This window comes from Bacteroides uniformis, from assembly GCF_025147485.1.
Lineage (GTDB): Bacteria > Bacteroidota > Bacteroidia > Bacteroidales > Bacteroidaceae > Bacteroides > Bacteroides uniformis.
Genome location: NZ_CP102263.1, coordinates 262,860 through 284,380 on the forward strand (window position 1 = coordinate 262,860; position 21,521 = coordinate 284,380).

The window sequence follows — 21,521 nt, forward strand, 5'->3', positions numbered from 1 at the left end:
CGGGGAAAGGCGTCAAGCCGTTTCCCGGAGGGAGCGGCGCACCCGCTTCCCGTCCTGTTTCCTGTCCTTCTTCTCCAGCACGCTCCGCTGCATGGCGGCGAGGTTGCCGGAGATCGCCCGGAAATCGGAGCTTACCATCCTGTTGGTCACCTCGGCGTAGATCTGGGTGGTGGAAATGTGCTTGTGCCCGAGTATCTTGGAGAGCGCCTCGATGGTGCCGCCGTTGCAGAGATAGACGGTCGTGGCGAAGGTGTGGCGGCTCAGGTGGAAGCCGATCTCCTTGTGGATGCCGCAAGCTTTGGCTATCTGTTTGAGGTGGGTGTTGCACACGCTGTTGCTGGGCATGGGGAAGACAAGGTCGCCCCCGGCAAGCCCCCTGTACCTCTCTATCAGTTCCTTGGCAATCTCCATGAGGGGGACGTTGCTCGACACACGGGTCTTGGTGCGCCGGGTGATGATCCATTCCTCGCCGTCGAAGTCCATGCGCTGTATCTTGTCATGGGTGAGCGTCTTTATATCAATGTAGCTAAGCCCGGTGAAACACCCGAAGAGGAACATGTCCCGCACGAGGCTGGTCTGTTTCTTGACGAACACGGCGTTAGCCAAGGTGCGCAGCTCCTCTTCCGTGAGATAGCCCCGGTCGGTCTCCTGCATCTCAAGGCTGTACTCGCCGAAGGGGTCGGTGCGGACGATTCCACGTCGCCATGCCTTGTCGGTCAGGCTGAGCAGGGGCATGGTGTATATCCAGAGGGTGTTGGCACTCAGCCCTTTCTCCACCCGCAGGTACTTGTCGAAATCGGTGATGATTTCCTTGGTCAGTTCCTTGTAAGCCATGTCGGTGCGCTTCTTCTTCTCCCAAAGGAAGGTCTTGAAATGGTTGTAAACAGCCAGATACTTGTTGTAGGTGGACTTGGCTCGCTGCCCTTTCTCCACCATCGCCCCGAACTCCCGGTTCATGTTCCCGAAGTCTTTGAGGATGCAGTTCTCCATCACGCCGACACCGAGGAAGGCGTTGCGCAGCTTCTCGGCGGTGACGAAATCCTCTTCCCGGAGGATGCGGTGGTAGTGGTTGGTGAGCCGGGCGGAAACCTCCTTCAACTGCCCGTTTATCTCGTTTGCCTCGGCAGACTTGCCTTTAGCCTTGCCGTTCTCCCAGAGGTCGGGAGTGACGAACAGCTTGGTTCCCATTGCCTTGTCATCCCCGTCAACGGAGATTTTCACCATGATGGGGGCTTTCCCGTCCCGGTTTCTCACTGCGGATCTCTTGATGTAGAACGAGGTCGCATACGTACTTCTCTTTGTTTCCATAACTCTAAAATTTTCGTTTCTAAAGGTAGTTACTTATTTCTTACCAAGAGCTATGCAAAACAAGGCAAAGCGATGAAACAGAACTCGTTATACCGTATATACCCCGTTTCGGAACCGGTAGCTGTTTAGTAGCCGAACTTTGTCCGAAAGGGGTGTTTTCAGGCTTTTTATGCCGAAGCCTGCTTCAACCCGCCCTGCATACAAGATGCTGACCTGCATTTATTTATGTAGAACTTTGCTTTTCTTTGCGCCTTATGCCGATTTTTCAGCAAAAAACTTTTAAATAAATAATAAAAACACCACCTTTGTAGTTCATTCTTTCAGAGTCTATGTGGAATAGTACTTTACTATACAAAGACACTACCATTCAGAATGCGTAAATGTAAGATGAATCAATATGCAGAAAGAAAATGATACTTTATTGGTAGCCAAGTTGAGAGAAGGCAATAAATTTGCCTTTGAAGCATTGTACGAAAAATACAGTGCCAGGCTGTACAACACCATCGTCCTTCTCGTATATGACAAATCATTAGCCAAAGACATCACCCAAAGCAGCTTCATGACGATATGGGAAAAACGCAGTAATCTGGATACCGAGAAAAGTTTTCCGGCATATCTATGCACCATCGCACGCAACATGGTATACAAAGAAACCGAACGAAGATTATTACACAACAAATTTGTAGAAAACAAGCTGAAAACAGAAGCAGAGGCTATCGAGGAAGATACGATGGATATGGACGTCTCCATCATTGAAAAACAGATAGAGCAACTTCTGCAAAGCCTGCCAGAAGTTTCACGGGAAGTCTTTCAGCTGAAAAGAGCAGGAAAACTGTCCAACAAGGAAATCGCCTCACAGCTAGATTTGACGGAACGTGCCGTAGAGGCTCATTTCTACCGTACTATGAAACTACTGAAAGAAGAATTACGCAAATTCATCATGCTTTTCCTCTCCTTCTACTTTCTAAATAATTGTTAAAGCACGAAAATCCGTGAGTGTTTTGGCAGGCATACAGATATATACTACAGAACATGGATAAAAAAGACAGTCATATTGAACTTTTGGATCGTTTCTTTCGAGGACTGACCAGCCCTGAAGAAGATGTACAGTTGAAATCATGGATTAAGCGACCGGATTTTCAACAGAAATTTTCCGCATACTATCAGCAATGCTGGGCACTGGCTCCGGACACGATGGACAAAGCCGTACAAAATGAAATGTTCACCGAACTTTTAAGCCAGATAGACGCAAGTTCCACCACGGAAACGAAGGTCCTGAAAACAAGGAACCGTTTCCTGCGTCAGATTGGGCGCTATGCTGCAGTTGCCTGCATCATATTGGCAGTGGGAAGCGGAGCCTATTATGCAGGAGTCAAACGACCGGCCGATGACGCCAATACAGAAGTCACCATGTCCGTATCCAACGGGCAGAAGGCCGACATCATTTTGGCTGACGGCACAAAGGTCTACATCAATTCTGATTCAAGAATTGTATATGACAACACTTACAACAAGAAAACACGTATGGTCTCCCTGGAAGGAGAGGCCTATTTTGAAGTTGCAAAGGACAAGGAAAAGCCTTTCATCGTGAAAGCAAATGGCATCAATGTACAAGCGTTAGGTACAAGCTTCAATATACGTGCACATAAAGACGATAAATCAGTAGCTGTAATCCTGATAAGTGGAAAGGTTAAAGTAGACGACGGCAGACACGAGGCATATATGAAGCCAAACGAAAGGCTCGTTTGCAACCTGACCAATGGACAGTTCGAAAAAAGCGAGCTTCATCCTAATGCAAGTTATTTGCTATGGAGAAGCAATGAACTAGCGTTCTACGGTGAATCTTTTGAAGAAATTTGTACCATGCTTACACGAATGTATAATTGCAAATTTATATTCAAAAACGAGAAAGTAAAACAATATACTTATCACGGCATCATCAAGAATAGCAGTTTGAATAATGTATTAGAATACATCAGCCAAGCTGGCGGCATTAATTACAAAATAAAATCTGATAATACGATCGTAATATATTAGTAGTGTTTAATAAACTCTTTATGTTAACTTAAAAAGGAAAATATGGAATAGATTTTATAAACTTTTTACTTCATCAAACACAACTGCCAGCTTTCGGCAGCAAAATAAAATTCTAGTTTAAACATTCACGAGAAATTCGTCATAAGTTACTCTAATATCTTATTAGAGCAGGTCTTTGGTACGCCTTTCTCAAAATAAAAAACAATTAATCTAATATTATTAGACATGAGACAAAACAAAATGATTATGCGGTCTTTAGTACTGCTGGGTGCCCTGTTTTTCTGGGGAAACAGCTTCGCCCAAATCAGTTTATCTGTAAACAAGCAGACCATCAAGCAGATTATACCGCAAATTGAAAAAGCTAGCGGTTATAACGTATTCTACACAGACAAACTTCCCAATCTTGAAACAAAAAAGGATTTAAATGTATCAAATGCTTCACTTGAGGCCGTATTGAAAGAATTATTTAAAGGAACGAAAATCTCCTTTGAAATAAAAGCAAACAAGCAGATTTTGCTGTTCCAGCAAACCAACAAATCTGTAGGTGCTAAAAAGAAAGTAACCGGTAGAATCGTAGACGAAAATGATGAGCCGCTTATCGGAGCTTCCGTTATTATCAAAGGCTCTACACAAGGAACAATAACCAACATTGACGGTGAATATACATTGGAAGATGTGCCGGAGAAAGCTACTCTAACCGTTTCTTACGTAGGCTATATACCGGCATCTGTTGCTGTCAACGGTAAAAACGCAATCAATGTAGTGCTGCAAGAAGATTCAAAGACTTTGGAAGAAGTTGTTGTTATCGGTTATGGTACCGTAAAAAAGAAAGACTTGACCGGTGCAGTAGGTTCTGTGGGAGGTGCAGAAGTAGCCGCCCGTAAAACAACTTCCCTTTCCACCGCTTTGCAAGGAACCATCCCAGGGTTAATGGTAACCCGTAACAATAATGCGCCTGGTGCAAATGCAGACAAGATATATGTACGTGGTATCACAACCATCGGGAATTCAGATCCTCTGGTTATCGTTGATGGAGTGCCTGGTGACATCAATTCAGTAAATGCCAACGACGTTGAGAGCATTTCTGTATTGAAAGATGCTGCTTCCGCTGCTATCTATGGTTCTCGTGCCGCTGCCGGCGTTATTCTTGTCACCACCAAAAGAGCCAGTGACAAGGAACTGTCATTGACCTATAACGGTGAATTCGGTTGGGAAATACCTACCGCAGAGCCTGAGGTTGTAGGCGTGCAACGTTTTCTGGAAATGGCTAATGAATTACGATATACAGATAATCCGGACGGTGGCAAATACCAAGCCTATTCAGAAGATCAAGTTAATAACTGGGTGAAAAACAATGCAACCAATCCCAACCAGTATCCTATAACCGACTGGCAAGATCTGATTCTTGAGAAATCCGCAACCCGTCAAAGTCACAGTATCCACCTTTCAGGCGGTAGCAAGGTTGTTAAGACCAAAGCATCCTTGGCGTATGATGAAGTAGGCGGTCTGTACGGTGACCGTTATTTCCAACGCTATACATTACGTGTAAACAATGACTTCAACATTACCCAAAAGTTAAGTGCTACATTGGACTTCAATGTTAAGCGCACTAAACACCACATGCCGCAATTCACTCCATTCGGAATGATGCGCTACATGCCTGCTATTTATGCAGGAGTATGGGATGACGGCCGTATAGCTGAAGGCAAATCGGGAGCCAACCCTTATGGATTGATGAAATTGGGTGGTACAACAGAAAAATGGTACACAGCATTGGGCGGTAAAGCATCTATTGATTTCAAGCCTTTTGACGGATTTAAAATTTCAGCAATCGTTGCTCCTCGCTTTAATTACGACAAGTTCAAAACATTCAAGAAAGCAGCCAGCTATACATTGGCAGATGATCCCAATACAATAGGGGGATACTTAGACAACAGCGGACTATACAACACAACCAAACTCTCAGAAACCCGCAATGACAGCTACAATGTCACTACACAATTAATAGCAAACTATGCAAAGAAGTTTGCCGGAAAACATGACATCAACCTTATGGCAGGTTACGAAAACTATTACGAATATATTGAAGAATTAGGTGCTGACAGAGACGGCTACGTTCTCACGAACTTTCCATACCTCAATAATGGACCTAAAGATTTAATTGGCAACTCTGGAAAAGGAAAAGAGTACGCTTATCGTTCCTACTTCGGACGTGTCATGTACAGCTATGCCGACAGATATTTATTCCAGGCTAATATACGTCATGACGGCTCATCACGTTTTGCAAAGAAACACAGATGGGGTACATTCCCTTCCTTCTCTGCCGGTTGGGTACTCAGCGAAGAAAATTTCATGAAGAATCTTAATTGGGACTGGCTGTCATTCTTGAAGATTAGAGCTACATGGGGAGCATTGGGTAATGAACGTATTGGCGATTTTCCATATATGTCAACCATTGCATTTGGGAACACTATTTTCTATCAAAACAACGGTATTTATTTTGACCAAACTGCATCTCAACAGAAATATGCCATTGAAAATGTAACATGGGAGAAAACTGAATCTACAGACATTGGGTTAGACATTTCTTTCTTGAACAACCGCTTACGTGTGAACGGTGACTATTACTGGAAAAATACTAAAGACATGCTATTAGCAATGGCTATCCCTGATTTTCTAGGATTCTCTGACCCAGACGTCAATGCCGGCAAAATGTCAACCAAAGGTTATGAATTGAATGTCAGCTGGAATGACCACATCGGTGACTTCAGCTACGGAATAGCCATTAACTTCTCTGACTTCACCTCCAAAATGGGGGATTTACAAGGAACCCAATTCCTCGGTGACAAAGTTAAAATGGAAGGCAGTGAATTCAATGAGTGGTATGGCTATGTTAGCGATGGTCTTTTCCTGACAGAAGAAGACTTAAAGAATTCTCCCAAAATCAATGATAAGAACACTCAATTGGGCGATATTAAATACAAAGACATATCTGGTCCTGACGGTGTACCCGACGGAAAGATTTCTCCTGAATATGACCGAGTATTACTAGGCAGCTCATTACCCCATTTCCTATATGGTGGTAATATCAATTTGGGCTACAAAAATTTTGACCTTTCATTGGCATTCCAAGGTGTCGGAAAACAAAATGCACGCTTGGCAAGAGAAATGGTAGAACCATTCCGTAACAATTACGGAAATTTCCCCGCCATCATTGATGGAAACTATTGGAGTCCTTATAATACGGACGAACAAAACGCAGTTGCCAAATATCCTCGTCTAACCCATGTAAACAAAAGTTCCAACTATGCCATGTCAGATTATTGGCTGTTCAACGGAGGTTATTTCCGTCTCAAAAATATAACTTTAGGCTATACATTCCCTAAAGAATGGATGAACGCAATAGGTATCAAAGGTGCACGCATTTATGCCAGTGCTTCCGATCTATTCTGTTTGAGCAAATATCCGAAAGGATGGGACCCTGAAATGGGAGTAAGTGAATATCCTATCACAACATCTATATTGTTAGGCGTATCTGTTAACTTTTAAAAGAAAGAAAAAAAATGAAACATAAATTTATAATATTAGCTTTAGGACTTGGATTTTTAGCAAGTTCCTGCAATGACTTGGACTTAGTTCCATTGTCTGAGGCCTCCACTGAAAACTGGTATTCTTCAGAAGAAGAACTATTGATGGCTGCCAATGAATTCTATAAAATCGGATATTGGAATAAAATGAACCAGGGACTTCTGGAACAAGCCACCGACAACTTCACCTATAGAAATGTGAATCGTTGCAACCTCCTAGACGGTACAGTAAATGGTGATGGTGGAACAGAGAACTGGTATCCAGTAGAGCAATGGCAATCAAACTATAAATGTATAACGATGGCCAATACATTTCTTGAAAAATCTGAGCGCGCCGAAAAGGCTGGTGTCTCTGAAAAAATATTGAATCAATACAGAGGAGAAGCTTACTTTACAAGAGCTTGTAAATATGCAGTACTCGTTTCTTTCTTTGGTGATGTTGTCTGGCTAGATAAGAATATTTACATTGAAGAAGCCTTCCAAAAAGGACGTACTCCCAAAAAAGAGATTATACCTTTAATTTACCAAGACTTCGACAAAGCAATTTCTATGTTACCAGTATCTTATACCGGTAACTCGACACAACGTTTCACAAAAGGTGCTGCATTAGCCATGAAAGCACGTTTTGCCCTTTACATGGGTGATTGGGAACTTGCGGCCGAATCAGCTAAAGCGTGTATGAATTTGCAAGCTTATCAATTACATCCCGACTTCAGCGACTTATTTCTGATGAATACCAAAAATTCCATAGAAAGCATTCTTGTATTCCCACGTTCCGTGCAATACAACATTCTATACGATGCTACTGCCACAAAAAATGAGCTGCCTAGAAATGCTGGAGGATACGGTTCGTATGCACCCTCTTGGGACTTGTTGGCTTCGTTCCTCTGTACAGATGGGTTGCCCATTGACGAGTCACCTCTTTTTGATCCCCACAATCCTTTCAAGAACCGTGACCCCCGTTGTACTGCCACCATTGTAGAATTTGGAACCCGCCATTGTAGCTTTGACTTTGATCCTCATCCCGATGCATTAAAAGTAATGAACTACAAAACCGGTAAAATGGTAACCAACCAAGATACCCGTGCCAATGCGCAATACACCTCATTCAATGCATTGCTATGGAAAAAGGGTATTGACGATTCTTGGGTAGATAACAAACAAAAAGTGGAAAGTGACTATATTGAAATACGTTACGCAGAAGTATTGTTGACTTATGCAGAAGCCATGATTGAACTGAACAAGATTGACGAATCTGTATTAGAAGCCATCAATAGTGTACGTGCCAGAGCATACGGAGTGAAATCTTCTGAAACAGACAAATATCCGGCAGTAACAGCACGTGACCAAAAGTCCTTACGCCAGACAGTCAGACTGGAACGTCGCGTAGAGTTTGCTAAAGAAGGACTCCGCTACATGGACCTCATTCGTTGGAAATTGGCAACCAAAGCTCTGAACACCAAGAACTACGGCATTCTATATCCTGCTGACATATTAAGAGACAAAGTTACATCAAAAGGACTGTGGTTCTGGCCTACTACACCACAGATAGATGAAGATGGAATCGCAGACTTCTCTGCTATGGAAAAAGAAGGCTTAATCCAAGTACTTTCCCAGCGCAAATGGGACGAACGGCAGTATTTATGGCCAATCCCCACATCTGAAATCATTATTAATGAAAACATGAAACAGAATCCAGGGTATTAACGGTTAGACATTATAGGTAAAAAGATTGTGAATAAAAGGATAAACAAACTGTAATGAAAGGACTGCCCCTGCAAATTAGAAATCCAGGGCAGCCCTTTTATACCGTTTCCACAACAAAATAAAGAACCGCATATTTATGAGAAGAATTATATTGATTTTAAGTCTACTGTTCTGTAGCCAGCTTATCACAGCCTCCAATCTATTGATAGAAGCAGAAAGCTTTGACCAAAAAGGAGGATGGGTAGTAGACCAGCAATTCATGGACCTTATGGGGTCACCCTATCTAATGGCTCATGGAATGGGGGTCCCGGTTGAGGATGCTTCCACTACCATATCTTTTCCCGAGAGCGGTACATATTATGTATATGTACGTACCTATAACTGGACTTCTCCTTGGCATGATGGCAAAGGACCAGGAAAGTTCACTCTAAAAATCGGTAATAAAAAGCTGCCTATAGTTTTAGGGGATGAAGGCAACCAATGGATGTGGCAACCCGCCGGAAAAATTTCAGTAAAGGCTGGGAATAGTAATCTAACATTAAAAGACTTGACCGGTTTCAATGGCCGTTGCGATGCTATTTATTTTACAACAGAAAAAGAGCAACTACCTCCTAACGAAACTGTACAACTGACAGATTTCCGTAAAAAGATGCTGGATATTCCAGCCGAACCGGAGCAATACTCCTATGATGTGATTGTAACTGGTGGCGGTATAGCCGGTATGTGTGCAGCCGCAACCGCTTCCAGATTGGGATGCAAAGTGGCATTAATCAACGACCGCCCAGTACTTGGCGGCAATAATAGCTCTGAAGTCAGGGTTCACTTAGGGGGCAATATCGGAGTAGGCCCCAATTCCGGACTGGGACGTATGATAAGAGAATTCGGACATTCTAAAGAAGGAAATGCCAAACCTGCCGCAAACTATGAAGATGAAAAGAAGGAGCTTTTTATCGCCAATGAAAAGAATATCACCCTTTATGCCAACTACCGTGCCATATCTGTAAAGACCGATGGCAACAGAATAGAATCTGTCATCATCAAGCATATAGAGAATGGAAAAGAAGTGGAACTGAAAGCACCATTGTTCTCCGACTGTACCGGAGACGGCACCATCGGGTATCTGGCCGGTGCAGACTACAACATGGGACGCGAATCCCGTGCCGAATACGGAGAAGAGCTGGCACCGATTCAACCGGACAAAATGACAATGGGTTCATCCGTACAATGGTACTCTGCAGACAAAGGTAAACCTACCCGTTTCCCTATTTTCTCGTACGGTCTGCAATTCAATGAAAAAAATTGCGAAAAAGTGACGATGGGTGAATGGAAATGGGAAACCGGCATGAACTTCAATCAAATCGACGACTTCGAACGTATACGTGATTATGGCTTAATGGTCATCTATTCTAATTGGAGTTTTCTGAAAAATGAATTAAAGGACAACAAGAAATATAAGAACCGCGCATTGGACTGGGTAGCCTATATTGCCGGAAAACGCGAGTCACGCCGATTGTTGGGCGATTATATTCTAAAGCAAGATGATATAGATAAAAATGTCTATCACGAAGATGCCTCCTTCGTCACAACCTGGAGCATCGACCTGCATTTCCCGGATTCGCTCAATGCATCACACTTTCCTGATGCGCCTTTCAAAGCAGCAACCAAACACATCCATATATATCCTTATGCAGTGCCCTATCGCTGCCTATATTCCAGAAATATCGAGAATCTTTTTATGGCGGGCCGCAATATCAGTGTTACCCATGTGGCACTGGGCACTGTCCGCGTAATGCGTACCACCGGAATGATGGGCGAAGTTGTCGGGATGGCAGCTTCCTTATGTAAAAAGTACAACACCACTCCGAGAGGAGTATATCAGAAACACCTACCGGAATTGAAAGCACTGATGAAAGAGGGAGTAGGAAAAAAAGAAGGGATTCCCGATAATCAGAAGTTCAATGAACAAAAATTATTAAAAAAGCCTCGTATATTTGCCATTGAAAAAAACAAGAAGTAAGAAACACGTTGATACTACAATTTAAGTATTAATAAAACACGCATATCATGAAAAATATTCTAACATTATTATTTGTCCTTTTCGGAGGATATTCGTTACACGCACAAGATACCTGCTACGGCTTTCTGAGAAATGACACTTTAACCATCGGGAACAATTTGGTCGAACGTACCTTTTTGTGGAACGGGGGAAATATCATAACTTACCGCCTGACCGACAAGAGTAATGGAAAATCATGGAAGAACCACAGCCTTACTCCAGATTTCAGAGTAACGAAAGATTTGCCGCAACCATCAAACGGTTCACTCAAAGTAGTTCCCGTAAAAGAGACTAAAATATTTCCCGCTTATCTGAAAGTAGAAGTTTCTTTCAGCCTGGAGAAGCTAGATATAAAACGGGTATATCGTATTTATGATGATTGTCCAGCCATAGCCTGCGACACCTATTTAAGAGGAACAGTAAACAGTATTTTCGGAGGCAGAGAAGTTAGTGCAGCCGACCGGAAGAATATTGAATTCGCCGAAGACATGAAATCTAAAGAAGTAACCGCTGTACTAGACCAGTTCCATTTCCAAGGACAACATTGGCACGCTCGCAGCGTGGAATTTTCCGATGTGACCGACTGGCACAACAACCTGGTTTTCGAGAAAGAGATTATTTCCTACCGCAAACTGGGATATCGCGGCAATCTGCTGTTTGCCTTTAATGGCGAGGACAACTGTGGCATCTTCTTTTTAAAAGAGGCTCCCTGCTCTTCGGTACAATTAGCCTATCAAGGAAAGGATTTTCTGACTGATTTCGGAAAGTTTACAGTAACCGGTCTGGGCATTACCGAGAAAGACGTGACTCCCGACCGTTGGACCAAAACATACGGATGTGTATTGGGAATATACGGAGAAGATGAACTGAGCCGCCTACAAGCGCTTCGTTCATATCAGAAGAATATACGTACTTACCGGGCCGACCGCGACGAGATGATTATGATGAACACCTGGGGAGACCGTAGCCAGGACTCAAAAGTAAACGAATCCTTCTGTTTGAAAGAACTGGAACGCGCCGCCCGTCTGGGAATCACCCATTTCCAGATTGATGATGGCTGGCAAATAGGTAAAAGTCCTAATTCAGCTGTAGCCCGCGGTTCATTCAAGAACATTTGGGACAATAAAGACTACTGGAAACCCGATCCGCAAAAGTATCCACGTGGTTTGCATCCCATCGTAAAGCGTGGCAAGGAATTAGGTATTGAAATCGGTCTTTGGTTCAATCCCAGCATACAAAATGATTTTGCCGATTGGCAGAAAGATGCGCAAGCACTCATCAGCCTCTATCGCGAATACGGCATCAAAATATTCAAGATAGACGGGCTCACCATTCCCAGTAAAGAAGCCGAAACAAACCTGCACCGCTTATTCAACAAAGTGCTGGAAGAGACGGACGAGGCAGTGATTTTCAACCTTGATGCGACAGCCAGCCGCCGCGGAGGCTACCACATGTTCAATGAATATGGAAATATCTTTCTGGAAAACCGTTATACCGACTGGCAGAACTACTATCCTTACTGGACTTTGCGTAACCTCTGGATGCTTTCCAAATATGTTCCGGCAGAAAAGCTGCAAATAGAGTTCTTGAACAAATGGAGAAATACGGATAAATATAAAGGAGAAGTCTTCGCTCCAGAAAACTATTCATTTGAATATCTGTTTGCTACGACTTTAGCAGGACAGCCGCTTGCCTGGATGGAAGGTACCAATCTACCCGAGGAAGCATTTACATTACGAGAACATACAGAAGCCTACAAGAAATTTCAGCATGACATGCATTCCGGCACTATCCTACCCATAGGAGATGAACCATCGGGACGCTCTTGGACCGGCTTCCAGTCTCTAAAGAAAGATAGAGGATACTTGATTGTGTACCGTGAAAATCATCCAGAAGGGACTACAGAAGTCGAAACCTGGCTGCCAGAAGGTGTCACAGTAAGATGTATCCCATTGATGGGACACGGCAAAGCGATGACAGCAGTAACCGGAAAGAAAGGAAGGCTGGAAATCTCTCTGCCATCAATCAATGACTATGTTGTCTACAAGTATGAAATTAAAAACAAACGCTAAAATAAAGACTGACATGAAAATCACAAGGAGTATACTCTTAATCGCCTTCTTGATGCTGTTTTACCGAGCCTTCGGACAACCTGCCGAACGGCTGATTCGGATACAGATCACTCCCAATCATACAGACTGGCTATATAAGCCAGGCGAAAAAATAAAATTCAGCATTACGGTACTGAAAAACAACGTACCAATTCCTGACACAGAAATTCGGTACCAGATTTCAGAAGATATGATGAAGCCTCACAAAGAAGGCATATTGCAAGCTGAAAAAGGGACAGCCACGGTGGAAGCCAAAACAATGGAAAAACCTGGCTTTCTCCGTTGCCAAGCCTTTGTTAAATATGGAGGACGTGAATACCAAGGGATAGTAACCGTTGGAATCAATCCAGAAAAATTAAAACCTATCACATCATTGCCCGAAGACTTTCTAAATTTCTGGGAAACAGCAAAACTCCAGGCTCAAAAGACACCAATGGATGTACAAATGACCCTTGTACCCGAACGTTGTACAGAGAAAGTGAATGTATTCCATGTGAATATACAGAATTATGAATCCCATACACGCTTATACGGCATGCTGGCTATGCCTAAAGCAAAAGGTCGATATCCCGCAGTTTTAAAGCTACCAGGTGCAGGAATACGTTCTTATGCCGGAGATGTGGAACATGCTGCCAATGGCTGGATTGTTTTCGAAATAGGAATACACGGTATTCCGGTCAACATGTCAGGACCGGTATATACCAATCTCTATATGGGAGCATTAAAAGGGTACCACACGTTCAATCTGGATAATCGGGATAAATACTATTATAAACGTGTATATCTAGGCTGTGTACGTGCCATTGACTTTATTTATTCCCTACCACAATTCGATGGGAGCAATTTGATAACATTCGGCAGTAGCCAAGGAGGAGGATTGTCCATCGTGACAGCTGGACTTGATTCACGTGTCAAAGGACTGGTAGCCTTTTACCCTGCTCTTTGTGACATGGTCGGCTATATACATAACCGTGCCGGAGGATGGCCACACATGTTTAACAAGCAAGAAAATCAGACTGCAGAAAAGGCAAATACAGCACGTTATTATGACGCAGTTAATTTTGCACGCCAAATAAAAGTTCCCGGATTCTACTCATTCGGATATAATGATATGGTCTGTCCACCCACTACTACCTATTCTGCCTACAATGTAATTCAAGCACCCAAACAAATATTAGTATCCGAAGAAACGGCTCATTATGCCTACCCAGAACAATGGGCAGCCGCATGGAAATGGGTCGCTGATTTCTTTCAACAAAAAAAATAAAAACTATAAGAATCATGAGAATACTTTTTTTTATTACAACACTGCTTTTCATCATCCCGAACATGTTCGGACAAAAGGAATATCGTCTGAACTCACCGGACGGCAAGTTGGAGGTTACCTTATATATAGGTGACCGGATCACTTACGAGCTGACGGAAGAAGGGCATACATTGGTAGCCCCCTCTCCCTTATCAGTACATCTGGATAATAGGACAGTCTGGGGTAACGGCTCCCATCTTAAGAGAGTCAGTCATCGCCAGGCAAATGAGGTGATTCCCTCTCCTTTCTACAAACGCAGTGAAGTAAAGGATGTCTATAATGAAATGACGTTAAGTTTCCGGGAACATTTCAACCTCATTTTCAGAATGTACAATGAAGGAATGGCATACCGGTTCGCAGCGACCGGAAACAGACCGTTCAAAGTTACAAACGAAGAAGCCGCCTTCAACTTCAACAAGGACTACAAATCGATTGTTCCTTATGTAAAAGATGGCGATAAACAACCGATAGAAGCCCAGTTCTCCAACTCTTTTGAAAACACCTATACACATATAGAGCTATCCGGACTGAACCCCCAAAGACTGATGTTTACCCCCGTAGTAATAGAGCAGGAAAACGGCCGTAAACTTTGTATTGCCGAATCCGACGTGGAGAGCTATCCGGGCATGTTCCTCATCAACAGAAACGGGGGAACAGCACTCACTTCCGCTTTTGCCGCCGTCCCCAAAACAAAAAAACAAGGCGGGCATAACCAACTGCAAATATTAGTCACAGAGCGTGAAAACTACATTGCTTCCTGCCAGCCGAAAGCCAAACTACCCTGGCGCATCATTGTTGTGGCAAGAAATGACAAGGAGCTGGCAGATAACGATATGGTTTATAAGCTGGCTGCTCCATCACGCATGAAAGACATCTCATGGATACGTCCGGGCAAAGTGGCCTGGGAATGGTGGAACCATTGGGGAATCAAAGGCGTGGATTTCGAAGCTGGAATAAACAATGAAACATACATGCACTATATCGACTTCGCCTCCCGGCATGGCATCGAGTATGTGATTCTGGATGAAGGCTGGGCTGTCAACCTCAAGGCTGACCTTTTCCAAATTGTACCGGAAATTGATTTAAAAAAGCTCACGGCCTATGCCAGGCAAAAGAATGTAGGACTCATCCTTTGGGCAGGTTACCATGCCTTTGCCCGCGACATGGAACATGTATGCAAGCACTATTCCGAAATGGGCATCAAAGGATTCAAGATTGACTTTATGGATAGGGATGACCAGGAAATGGTAGACTTCCACTACCGGGCTGCCGAAATTGCCGCTAAATATAAGTTGATGGTAGACTTTCACGGCACGTACAAACCTACCGGGCTGAACCGCACTTATCCCAATGTCATCAACTATGAAGCCGTTCACGGGCTGGAACAGATGAAGTGGAGTGACATCCATACCGACCAGGTAACCTACGATGTCACCATGCCATTTATCCGTATGCTGGCCGGACCGGTGGACTATACACAAGGCGCCATGCACAATGCCAACAAACGGTGTTACCACTCCTCAATGGATACCCCAATGAGCCAGGGAACCCGTTGCCGCCAATTAGCTGAATATGTAGTATTTGAATCACCATTGAACATGTTGTGCGACAGTCCCACCAATTACGACCGTGAAGAAGAATGCACGGAATTCATCGCTACCATCCCTACCGTTTGGGAACAAACAATAGCCATGAACGGAGAAATTGGAAAATACATTACAATGGCGCGCAGGAAAGGAGATGTCTGGTATGTCGGCTCCCTAACCAATTGGGATGCACGTACTCTGACACTGGACCTTTCTTTCCTCGGTGCAGGCAGATGGAAAGCGGAAATGTTTCATGACGGAGTGAATGCCAACCGCCTGGCTTCCGACTACCAAAAGACCGTCACAGACATTCCTGCATCCCGTAAACTGACCGTCAAAATGGCACAAGGAGGCGGATGCGCATTGAAAATATACAAAGAATAATTCATAGGCTTTTTAAACGTTAACTGATACATACGATTTATGAAAATTAAAAGATTAATGATTACTTGTTTGCTCGCAGTGTCTGTACTGGGAGGCAAGTCACAAGCACAAGACTTATTGTCCAATGTTTACGGACGCGATTACCAGCTACTGAATGGGAAGTGGGGAGCCATTGTAGACCTTTATGACCAAGGAGAAAGGATGCAGGTGTACAAAAACAGAAAACCTCAAGACAACAAGCAATTTTATGAATACTCTTTCGACGGAGGTTTGGTCCTGAATGTACCTGCCGATTTCAATTCACAAATGCCCGAGTTGAAATTTTATGAAGGAACAGTATGGTACGGACGCTCTTTCGATACCCCAAAGACTGACGGCAAACGTTTGTTTCTCTATTTCGGTGCGGTAAGTTACCGTAGCAAAATATATCTGAACGGGGAGAAAATAGCCAGTCATGAAGGCGGATTCACTCCCTTCCAGGTGGAAATCACAGATAAGGTAAAGCAAAAGGACAACTTCCTGGTGGTGAAAGTCAACAATACCCGCACCACGGATGCCATCCCTGCCATGTCCTTTGACTGGTGGAATTACGGCGGCATCACACGCGATGTAATGTTGGTAAGCGTTCCACAAAGCTACATCAAAGACCATTTCATCCAGTTGGACAAGGTACAATCCAACCTGATTCGTGCCAAAGTAACCTTATCCGAAGCAAAGCCTGGCATCAACGTACAAGTCGCCATCCCCGAATTGGGCATCAGACAGAACATGACTACCGATGCCAACGGAATTGCCCAGGCCACTATCAAAACCAAAAAACTGCAACGTTGGTCACCGGATGCTCCAAAGCTGTATGATGTAACCATCACTTCGGAAAGTGACCGGCTCAACGAGCAAATTGGTTTCCGTAACCTTTATGTAAAAGGTGAAGATATCTATCTGAACGACCAGCCCATCTTCCTGCGCAGTATCAGCTTCCACGAGGAAATTCCGCAACGCCGCGGGCGTGCCTTCTCTGAAGCGGACGCAACAATGCTGTTGTCCGAAGCCAAAGAGCTGGGTGCCAACATGATTCGTCTGGCACATTATCCACAAAATGAATATACTGTCCGCCTAGCAGAAAGAATGGGATTTCTTTTATGGGAAGAGATACCTATCTGGCAAGGGATTGACTTCAAAAATACCGCTACCCGTGAGAAAGCAGGCAGAATGATTAAAGAGATGGTGATGCGCGACAAAAACCGTTGTTCCGTTGCCTTTTGGGGGATTGCCAATGAAACAGCCACTTCCGCCCCGCGCAATGAATTTCTGAAACACATGAAACAATGTTGCCTGGACATCGACTCAACCCGTCTGATTACGGCCGCCTTCGATTTGGTACGCTTCAACCGCGAAAGCCGGGACTTTGAGATGAATGACTCCATTATCAACATCCTGGACATGGTAGCCATCAACAAATATATGGGATGGTATCATGACTGGCCACTGGCTCCGGACCAGGCTGTCTGGAATGTAGCTCCCGGCAAACCTCTTTTCATTTCCGAGTTCGGAGGCGAAGCGCTCTATGGCAAACATGGCGACGCGGAAGTCAAGAGTTCTTGGAGTGAGGATTATCAGGCACAACTCTACAAGGACAATCTGGAAATGTTTAAGCATATCCCCAACCTGCGCGGAACATCGCCGTGGATTCTTTTGGATTTCCGTTCTCCCTTCCGTTTCCATCCACACCAGGGAGGGGAATGGAACCGTAAAGGACTGGTTTCCGACCAGGGACAACGCAAAAAAGCATGGTACATCATGCGTGATTACTATAACCAAAAGAAAACAGAACAATGAAGCACAAAATAAAACACTACATGGCTGCCCTCCTCCTGACCTCTATGGTCTGGAGCGGGCATGCCCAAGAAAAGAATGAAATGGACTTGTCTGGTGAATGGGCATTCCAGACAGATGTCATGGACTTCCGGAGAGGTTCACTGGACGTACGTTACTGCCATCGCCTGCAGGAAAGCATCGTTCTGCCGGGAATTACAGATGACTATAAAATAGGCTACAAATCTCCTTACCGCCACCTGGATAGGCTGACCCGTGTCTACGAATATATGGGCCCCGCATGGTACCAGCGAGAAATAGAAATTCCTGCGGCATGGAAAGGCAAACGCATTTTCCTCTATTTTGAACGTACACACTGGCTCAGTTCGGTATATGTAGGCAAAGAAGAAGTGAGTAAAATAGACTACATCAGTATTCCCCACAACCACGAACTGACCCAATGGCTACATCCAGGCAAAAAAGAACTGATAACTTTCTGTATAGACAACCGCTACCAGTACGATACCCATAAATGGGACCATGCCCACTCCGAATTTACCCAAATAAACTGGAACGGAGTATTGGGCGAAATTAAGCTGGTAGCTGTAGACCCAGTCTATGTAGATGACATGCAGGTCTATCCGGACATCAAGAACAAAAGCATCAAAGTCAAAATGACTGTCCGCAACTGTACAGAACATACCGCCAGCGGCAAAATATCCTTCCACGTGTCAGGAAAGGACTATAGACTACAAAAGGAAGTACCAGTAACAGTGACCGATTCCATTACTTATATCGAGGAAGAAATGTTTTTGAGTAAGGATATCCATTTGTGGAATGAGTTCCATCCCAATCTTTATACGTTGGACTGTAAGTTGACTTCCAGTGTAGAGGGCCAATCCTATGCGCATGAGAAAAGCACAACTTTCGGTATGCGCGAAGTAGAGGCTGGTGAGGACCATATCATCCTTAATGGCGAACCCATACACCTGCGCGGTACCGTTGAAAACGCAGTGTTCCCCAAGACCGGCTATGCTCCCGTGGACGATGCCTCTTGGGAACGTGTACTCCGTATCCTAAAAGAATATGGTATGAACCATATGCGCTTCCACTCCTGGTGTCCTCCTGCCGCTGCGTTCCGTATGGCAGACAAGCTGGGTGTCTATCTGGAGGTGGAAATGCCGATGTGGGGTAAAGATGCCCAACCCGATGAGAAGCGCTGGAATTTCTTCCGTCGCGAGCTGCGGGGTATCTTGAAAGAATATGGGAATCACCCTTCCTTCATTCTCTACTGTAACGGAAACGAAATTACCGGCGATTTCAGTTTCATAGAAGAGCTTACCGCCACAGCCCGCCAGTTGGATAACCGCCGTCTATACAGCGGTTCCACAGCCCGCACACGTGTCAAATCAGACCAGTTCTACATTACCCATCAGACTACCAAAGGACACATGGCTATCTACGAAGGACGTCCTTATACAAACTGGGACAAAAACAAGGAACTGGGAGTAGGCCTGCCCATCATCTCGCATGAATCCGGACAGCGGTGCATCTATCCCAATTTCGAGGAAATAAAGAACTTCACCGGCCCCGTACAAGCGCGTAATTTCGAGATATTCCGTGAACTGCTGGACAAAAACCACATGCTCGACCAAGCACATGACTTCTTCCGTGCTTCTGGAGCCTTGACCGCCATAGAGTACAAGGATGTCATAGAAGCCCAGTTGCGCACTTATCTGAAAGGCGGTTTCCAATTACTGTCTCTGAATGATTTTACCGGACAAGGATATGCACCGGTAGGCATTCTCGATCCTTTCTGGAATACCAAAGGGCTCATCACACCGGAAAAGTGGCGCGAGTTCTGTGCACCGACTGTTGCGTTGCTCCGTTTCGACAAACGCGCACTTTACAATGATGAGGTATTTGAAGGAAAAGCGGAAATATACAATTATGGACCTACCCTATTGAAAAACGCAAAAATCAATTGGAGTATCACCGACAGCAACGGTAAAACCCTTAAGAGCGGAAAACTGAAAACACAAACTGTCGGAAAGAACGGGGTATTTCCACTTGGCAGTTTCAGTTATGCATTGAACAATATCACTGAACCACAGAAGCTGACGGTCCATCTTTCTGTTGCACACGTAAAAAACAGCTGGGATATCTGGGTATATCCCCGTCATAGCAACTTAATGCAGTCCACTAGTGAAGTGCTCTACACCACAGTATTCGATGAAAAAGCAAAACAACACCTTGCCGATGGCAAGAAAGTGGTACTCTGCCCCAAACCTTCCAAAGTAAAAGGTCGTAAATCCGTGTTCCACAATCACTTTTGGAATCCGATAATGTTCAAATGGCCTCCTATGACCATTGGCTGTCTGATTCATGACGACCAGCCTATATTCGAGCATTTCATAACTTCCTACCATACTGACTGGCAGTGGTGGGACATTCTGGAAAATGCCAAGGTTATTGAGATGAAAGATGCTCCGGCAGCACTGCGGCCTTTCATACAAGTAATAGACCATTACGACAATAATGAAAAGCTCGGTATTGGTTTCGAAGCAAAAGTGAAGAAAGGCAGTCTACTGGTACTGGCCGTAGATACCCAGAAAAACATCAACGAACGTCCTGCCACCCAGCAATTGCTGGAAAGCATTGACCGCTACGTAAAGAGTGACAAATTCGCTCCACAAATTACCGTTGACGAGTCCTACATTGAATCATTCTTAAAGAAATAAATAAAGGAAATATGATGAAATTATTCTTGCTTTGGGCTCTTTTGTTGCTGCCGGTCGGACCGGCAGCAGCACAAGAGATAAAAATGTCACAAACAGCTCCATTGGAACAAGTTTATGGAGAAACTGTAGAAGATGATGCCTTACTGCCCATGAATGAGCTGGATATGGATTTTGGCTATGCCCTCTATGAGACAACCGTTGATGTGGAAGAGGAGAATCCCACACTAACTATTGAAAACGTACGGGATTATGCTGTGGTCTATGCAGACGGCAAACTGCAAGGATATTTAAAAGATAGCAGTAAAAGCTTGAAAACCAATCTACCGATAGGTATACACAAACTTAGTATCTATACTGAAAATATCGGACGTATTACCTATGGTCCTGAAATTCTGGACAATTCAAAAGGTATCTACGGCAGCATAACATTGGGAAAGACAGATTTAGAAGGCTGGAAGATGACCCCATTGGAAATTAAGGAATGCGATGTGGCCGGAATAACTTTCAAAGAAGGTACCTCCTCCATCCCTTGCTTCCGTAAAGGTGGTGTCACAGTAAGCAATCCGGCACAAGAGACCTTTCTTGACGTGTCTGGCTGGGGAATGGGAGAAGTCTGGATAAACGGGCAATACTTGGGTGCCTACTGGGAAGAAAATACAGAAAAGACCCTGGAGATACCTGCTGGTGCTCTGATAGCAGGTAATAATGAAATAGTGGTATTTGAACTAAAAAATAACGAACAAGCTTCCATGACACTAACCGATAAGCCTATTTTCAAATAAGCCCTTGCATGTACTTGTTTATATTCCTTAAAAAAACGACCTTTGTGTAGGAGCAGATTCCGAAAAACGTGTCTTATTTAATGAGAATAGCATAATTATATATA

At 44.2% G+C, this 21,521-nt stretch carries 12 protein-coding genes; 11 read left to right on the plus strand and 1 reads right to left on the minus strand.

The window, feature by feature from the left end; all coding sequences use genetic code 11:
• Window positions 1-12: 12 nt before the first annotated feature.
• A complete protein-coding gene (locus NQ510_RS01180) occupies window positions 13-1,308 on the minus strand; it encodes a site-specific integrase (protein WP_005829822.1) in 1,296 nt (431 codons plus the stop codon).
• Window positions 1,309-1,705: 397 nt separating this feature from the next.
• Here NQ510_RS01180 and NQ510_RS01185 point away from each other — a divergent pair, with 397 nt between their 5' ends.
• From NQ510_RS01185 to NQ510_RS01235, 11 genes are all read left to right on the plus strand, one after another.
• Window positions 1,706-2,287, plus strand: coding sequence for an RNA polymerase sigma factor (locus NQ510_RS01185; RefSeq protein WP_005829818.1), 582 nt, complete (start codon window positions 1,706-1,708; stop codon window positions 2,285-2,287).
• Between the two features lie 53 nt (window positions 2,288-2,340).
• Entirely contained in the window at window positions 2,341-3,345 is a 1,005-nt protein-coding gene (locus tag NQ510_RS01190) for a FecR family protein (RefSeq protein ID WP_005829816.1), read from the plus strand.
• Between the two features lie 225 nt (window positions 3,346-3,570).
• Window positions 3,571-6,894 carry a TonB-dependent receptor gene (locus NQ510_RS01195; RefSeq protein WP_005829814.1) on the plus strand — a complete coding sequence of 1,108 codons (3,324 nt, stop codon included), beginning with the start codon at window positions 3,571-3,573 and terminating at the stop codon, window positions 6,892-6,894.
• A gap of 14 nt (window positions 6,895-6,908) precedes the next feature.
• On the plus strand, window positions 6,909-8,639 hold the full coding sequence (locus tag NQ510_RS01200; protein WP_005829812.1) for a RagB/SusD family nutrient uptake outer membrane protein: 1,731 nt from the start codon (window positions 6,909-6,911) through the stop codon (window positions 8,637-8,639).
• A 136-nt stretch (window positions 8,640-8,775) separates the two neighbouring features.
• Window positions 8,776-10,656, plus strand: a complete 1,881-nt coding sequence (locus tag NQ510_RS01205) for an FAD-dependent oxidoreductase (protein WP_005829809.1) — start codon at window positions 8,776-8,778, stop codon at window positions 10,654-10,656.
• 47 nt (window positions 10,657-10,703) lie between these two features.
• Window positions 10,704-12,767 (plus strand): alpha-galactosidase, encoded by a 2,064-nt coding sequence (locus tag NQ510_RS01210; protein WP_005829807.1) that lies wholly within the window; start codon window positions 10,704-10,706, stop codon window positions 12,765-12,767.
• A gap of 13 nt (window positions 12,768-12,780) precedes the next feature.
• Window positions 12,781-14,073, plus strand: a complete 1,293-nt coding sequence (locus NQ510_RS01215) for an acetylxylan esterase (RefSeq protein ID WP_008664209.1) — start codon at window positions 12,781-12,783, stop codon at window positions 14,071-14,073.
• A 14-nt stretch (window positions 14,074-14,087) separates the two neighbouring features.
• Entirely contained in the window at window positions 14,088-16,082 is a 1,995-nt protein-coding gene (locus tag NQ510_RS01220; protein ID WP_005829802.1) for a glycoside hydrolase family 97 protein, read from the plus strand.
• 39 nt (window positions 16,083-16,121) lie between these two features.
• Complete coding sequence (locus NQ510_RS01225) at window positions 16,122-17,918, plus strand: glycoside hydrolase family 2 protein (RefSeq protein WP_005829800.1); 1,797 nt, start codon at window positions 16,122-16,124, stop codon at window positions 17,916-17,918.
• The gene (locus NQ510_RS01230) at window positions 17,915-20,635 is read left to right on the plus strand and encodes a glycoside hydrolase family 2 (RefSeq protein WP_005829798.1); all 2,721 of its coding nucleotides are present in this window, start codon (window positions 17,915-17,917) and stop codon (window positions 20,633-20,635) included. The genes NQ510_RS01225 and NQ510_RS01230 overlap by 4 nt, the downstream gene beginning before the upstream one ends.
• A gap of 11 nt (window positions 20,636-20,646) precedes the next feature.
• Window positions 20,647-21,417: a hypothetical protein gene (locus tag NQ510_RS01235; RefSeq protein ID WP_005829796.1), complete on the plus strand. Its 771-nt coding sequence runs from the start codon at window positions 20,647-20,649 to the stop codon at window positions 21,415-21,417.
• Window positions 21,418-21,521: the final 104 nt, after the last annotated feature.

Coding starts and splice junctions, on each gene's coding strand:
- NQ510_RS01180 (WP_005829822.1), bottom strand. CDS start 1,308: ATGGAAACAAAGAGAAGTACGTATGCGACCTCGTTCTACATCAAGAGA.
- NQ510_RS01185 (WP_005829818.1), top strand. CDS start 1,706: ATGCAGAAAGAAAATGATACTTTATTGGTAGCCAAGTTGAGAGAAGGC.
- NQ510_RS01190 (WP_005829816.1), top strand. CDS start 2,341: ATGGATAAAAAAGACAGTCATATTGAACTTTTGGATCGTTTCTTTCGA.
- NQ510_RS01195 (WP_005829814.1), top strand. CDS start 3,571: ATGAGACAAAACAAAATGATTATGCGGTCTTTAGTACTGCTGGGTGCC.
- NQ510_RS01200 (WP_005829812.1), top strand. CDS start 6,909: ATGAAACATAAATTTATAATATTAGCTTTAGGACTTGGATTTTTAGCA.
- NQ510_RS01205 (WP_005829809.1), top strand. CDS start 8,776: ATGAGAAGAATTATATTGATTTTAAGTCTACTGTTCTGTAGCCAGCTT.
- NQ510_RS01210 (WP_005829807.1), top strand. CDS start 10,704: ATGAAAAATATTCTAACATTATTATTTGTCCTTTTCGGAGGATATTCG.
- NQ510_RS01215 (WP_008664209.1), top strand. CDS start 12,781: ATGAAAATCACAAGGAGTATACTCTTAATCGCCTTCTTGATGCTGTTT.
- NQ510_RS01220 (WP_005829802.1), top strand. CDS start 14,088: ATGAGAATACTTTTTTTTATTACAACACTGCTTTTCATCATCCCGAAC.
- NQ510_RS01225 (WP_005829800.1), top strand. CDS start 16,122: ATGAAAATTAAAAGATTAATGATTACTTGTTTGCTCGCAGTGTCTGTA.
- NQ510_RS01230 (WP_005829798.1), top strand. CDS start 17,915: ATGAAGCACAAAATAAAACACTACATGGCTGCCCTCCTCCTGACCTCT.
- NQ510_RS01235 (WP_005829796.1), top strand. CDS start 20,647: ATGATGAAATTATTCTTGCTTTGGGCTCTTTTGTTGCTGCCGGTCGGA.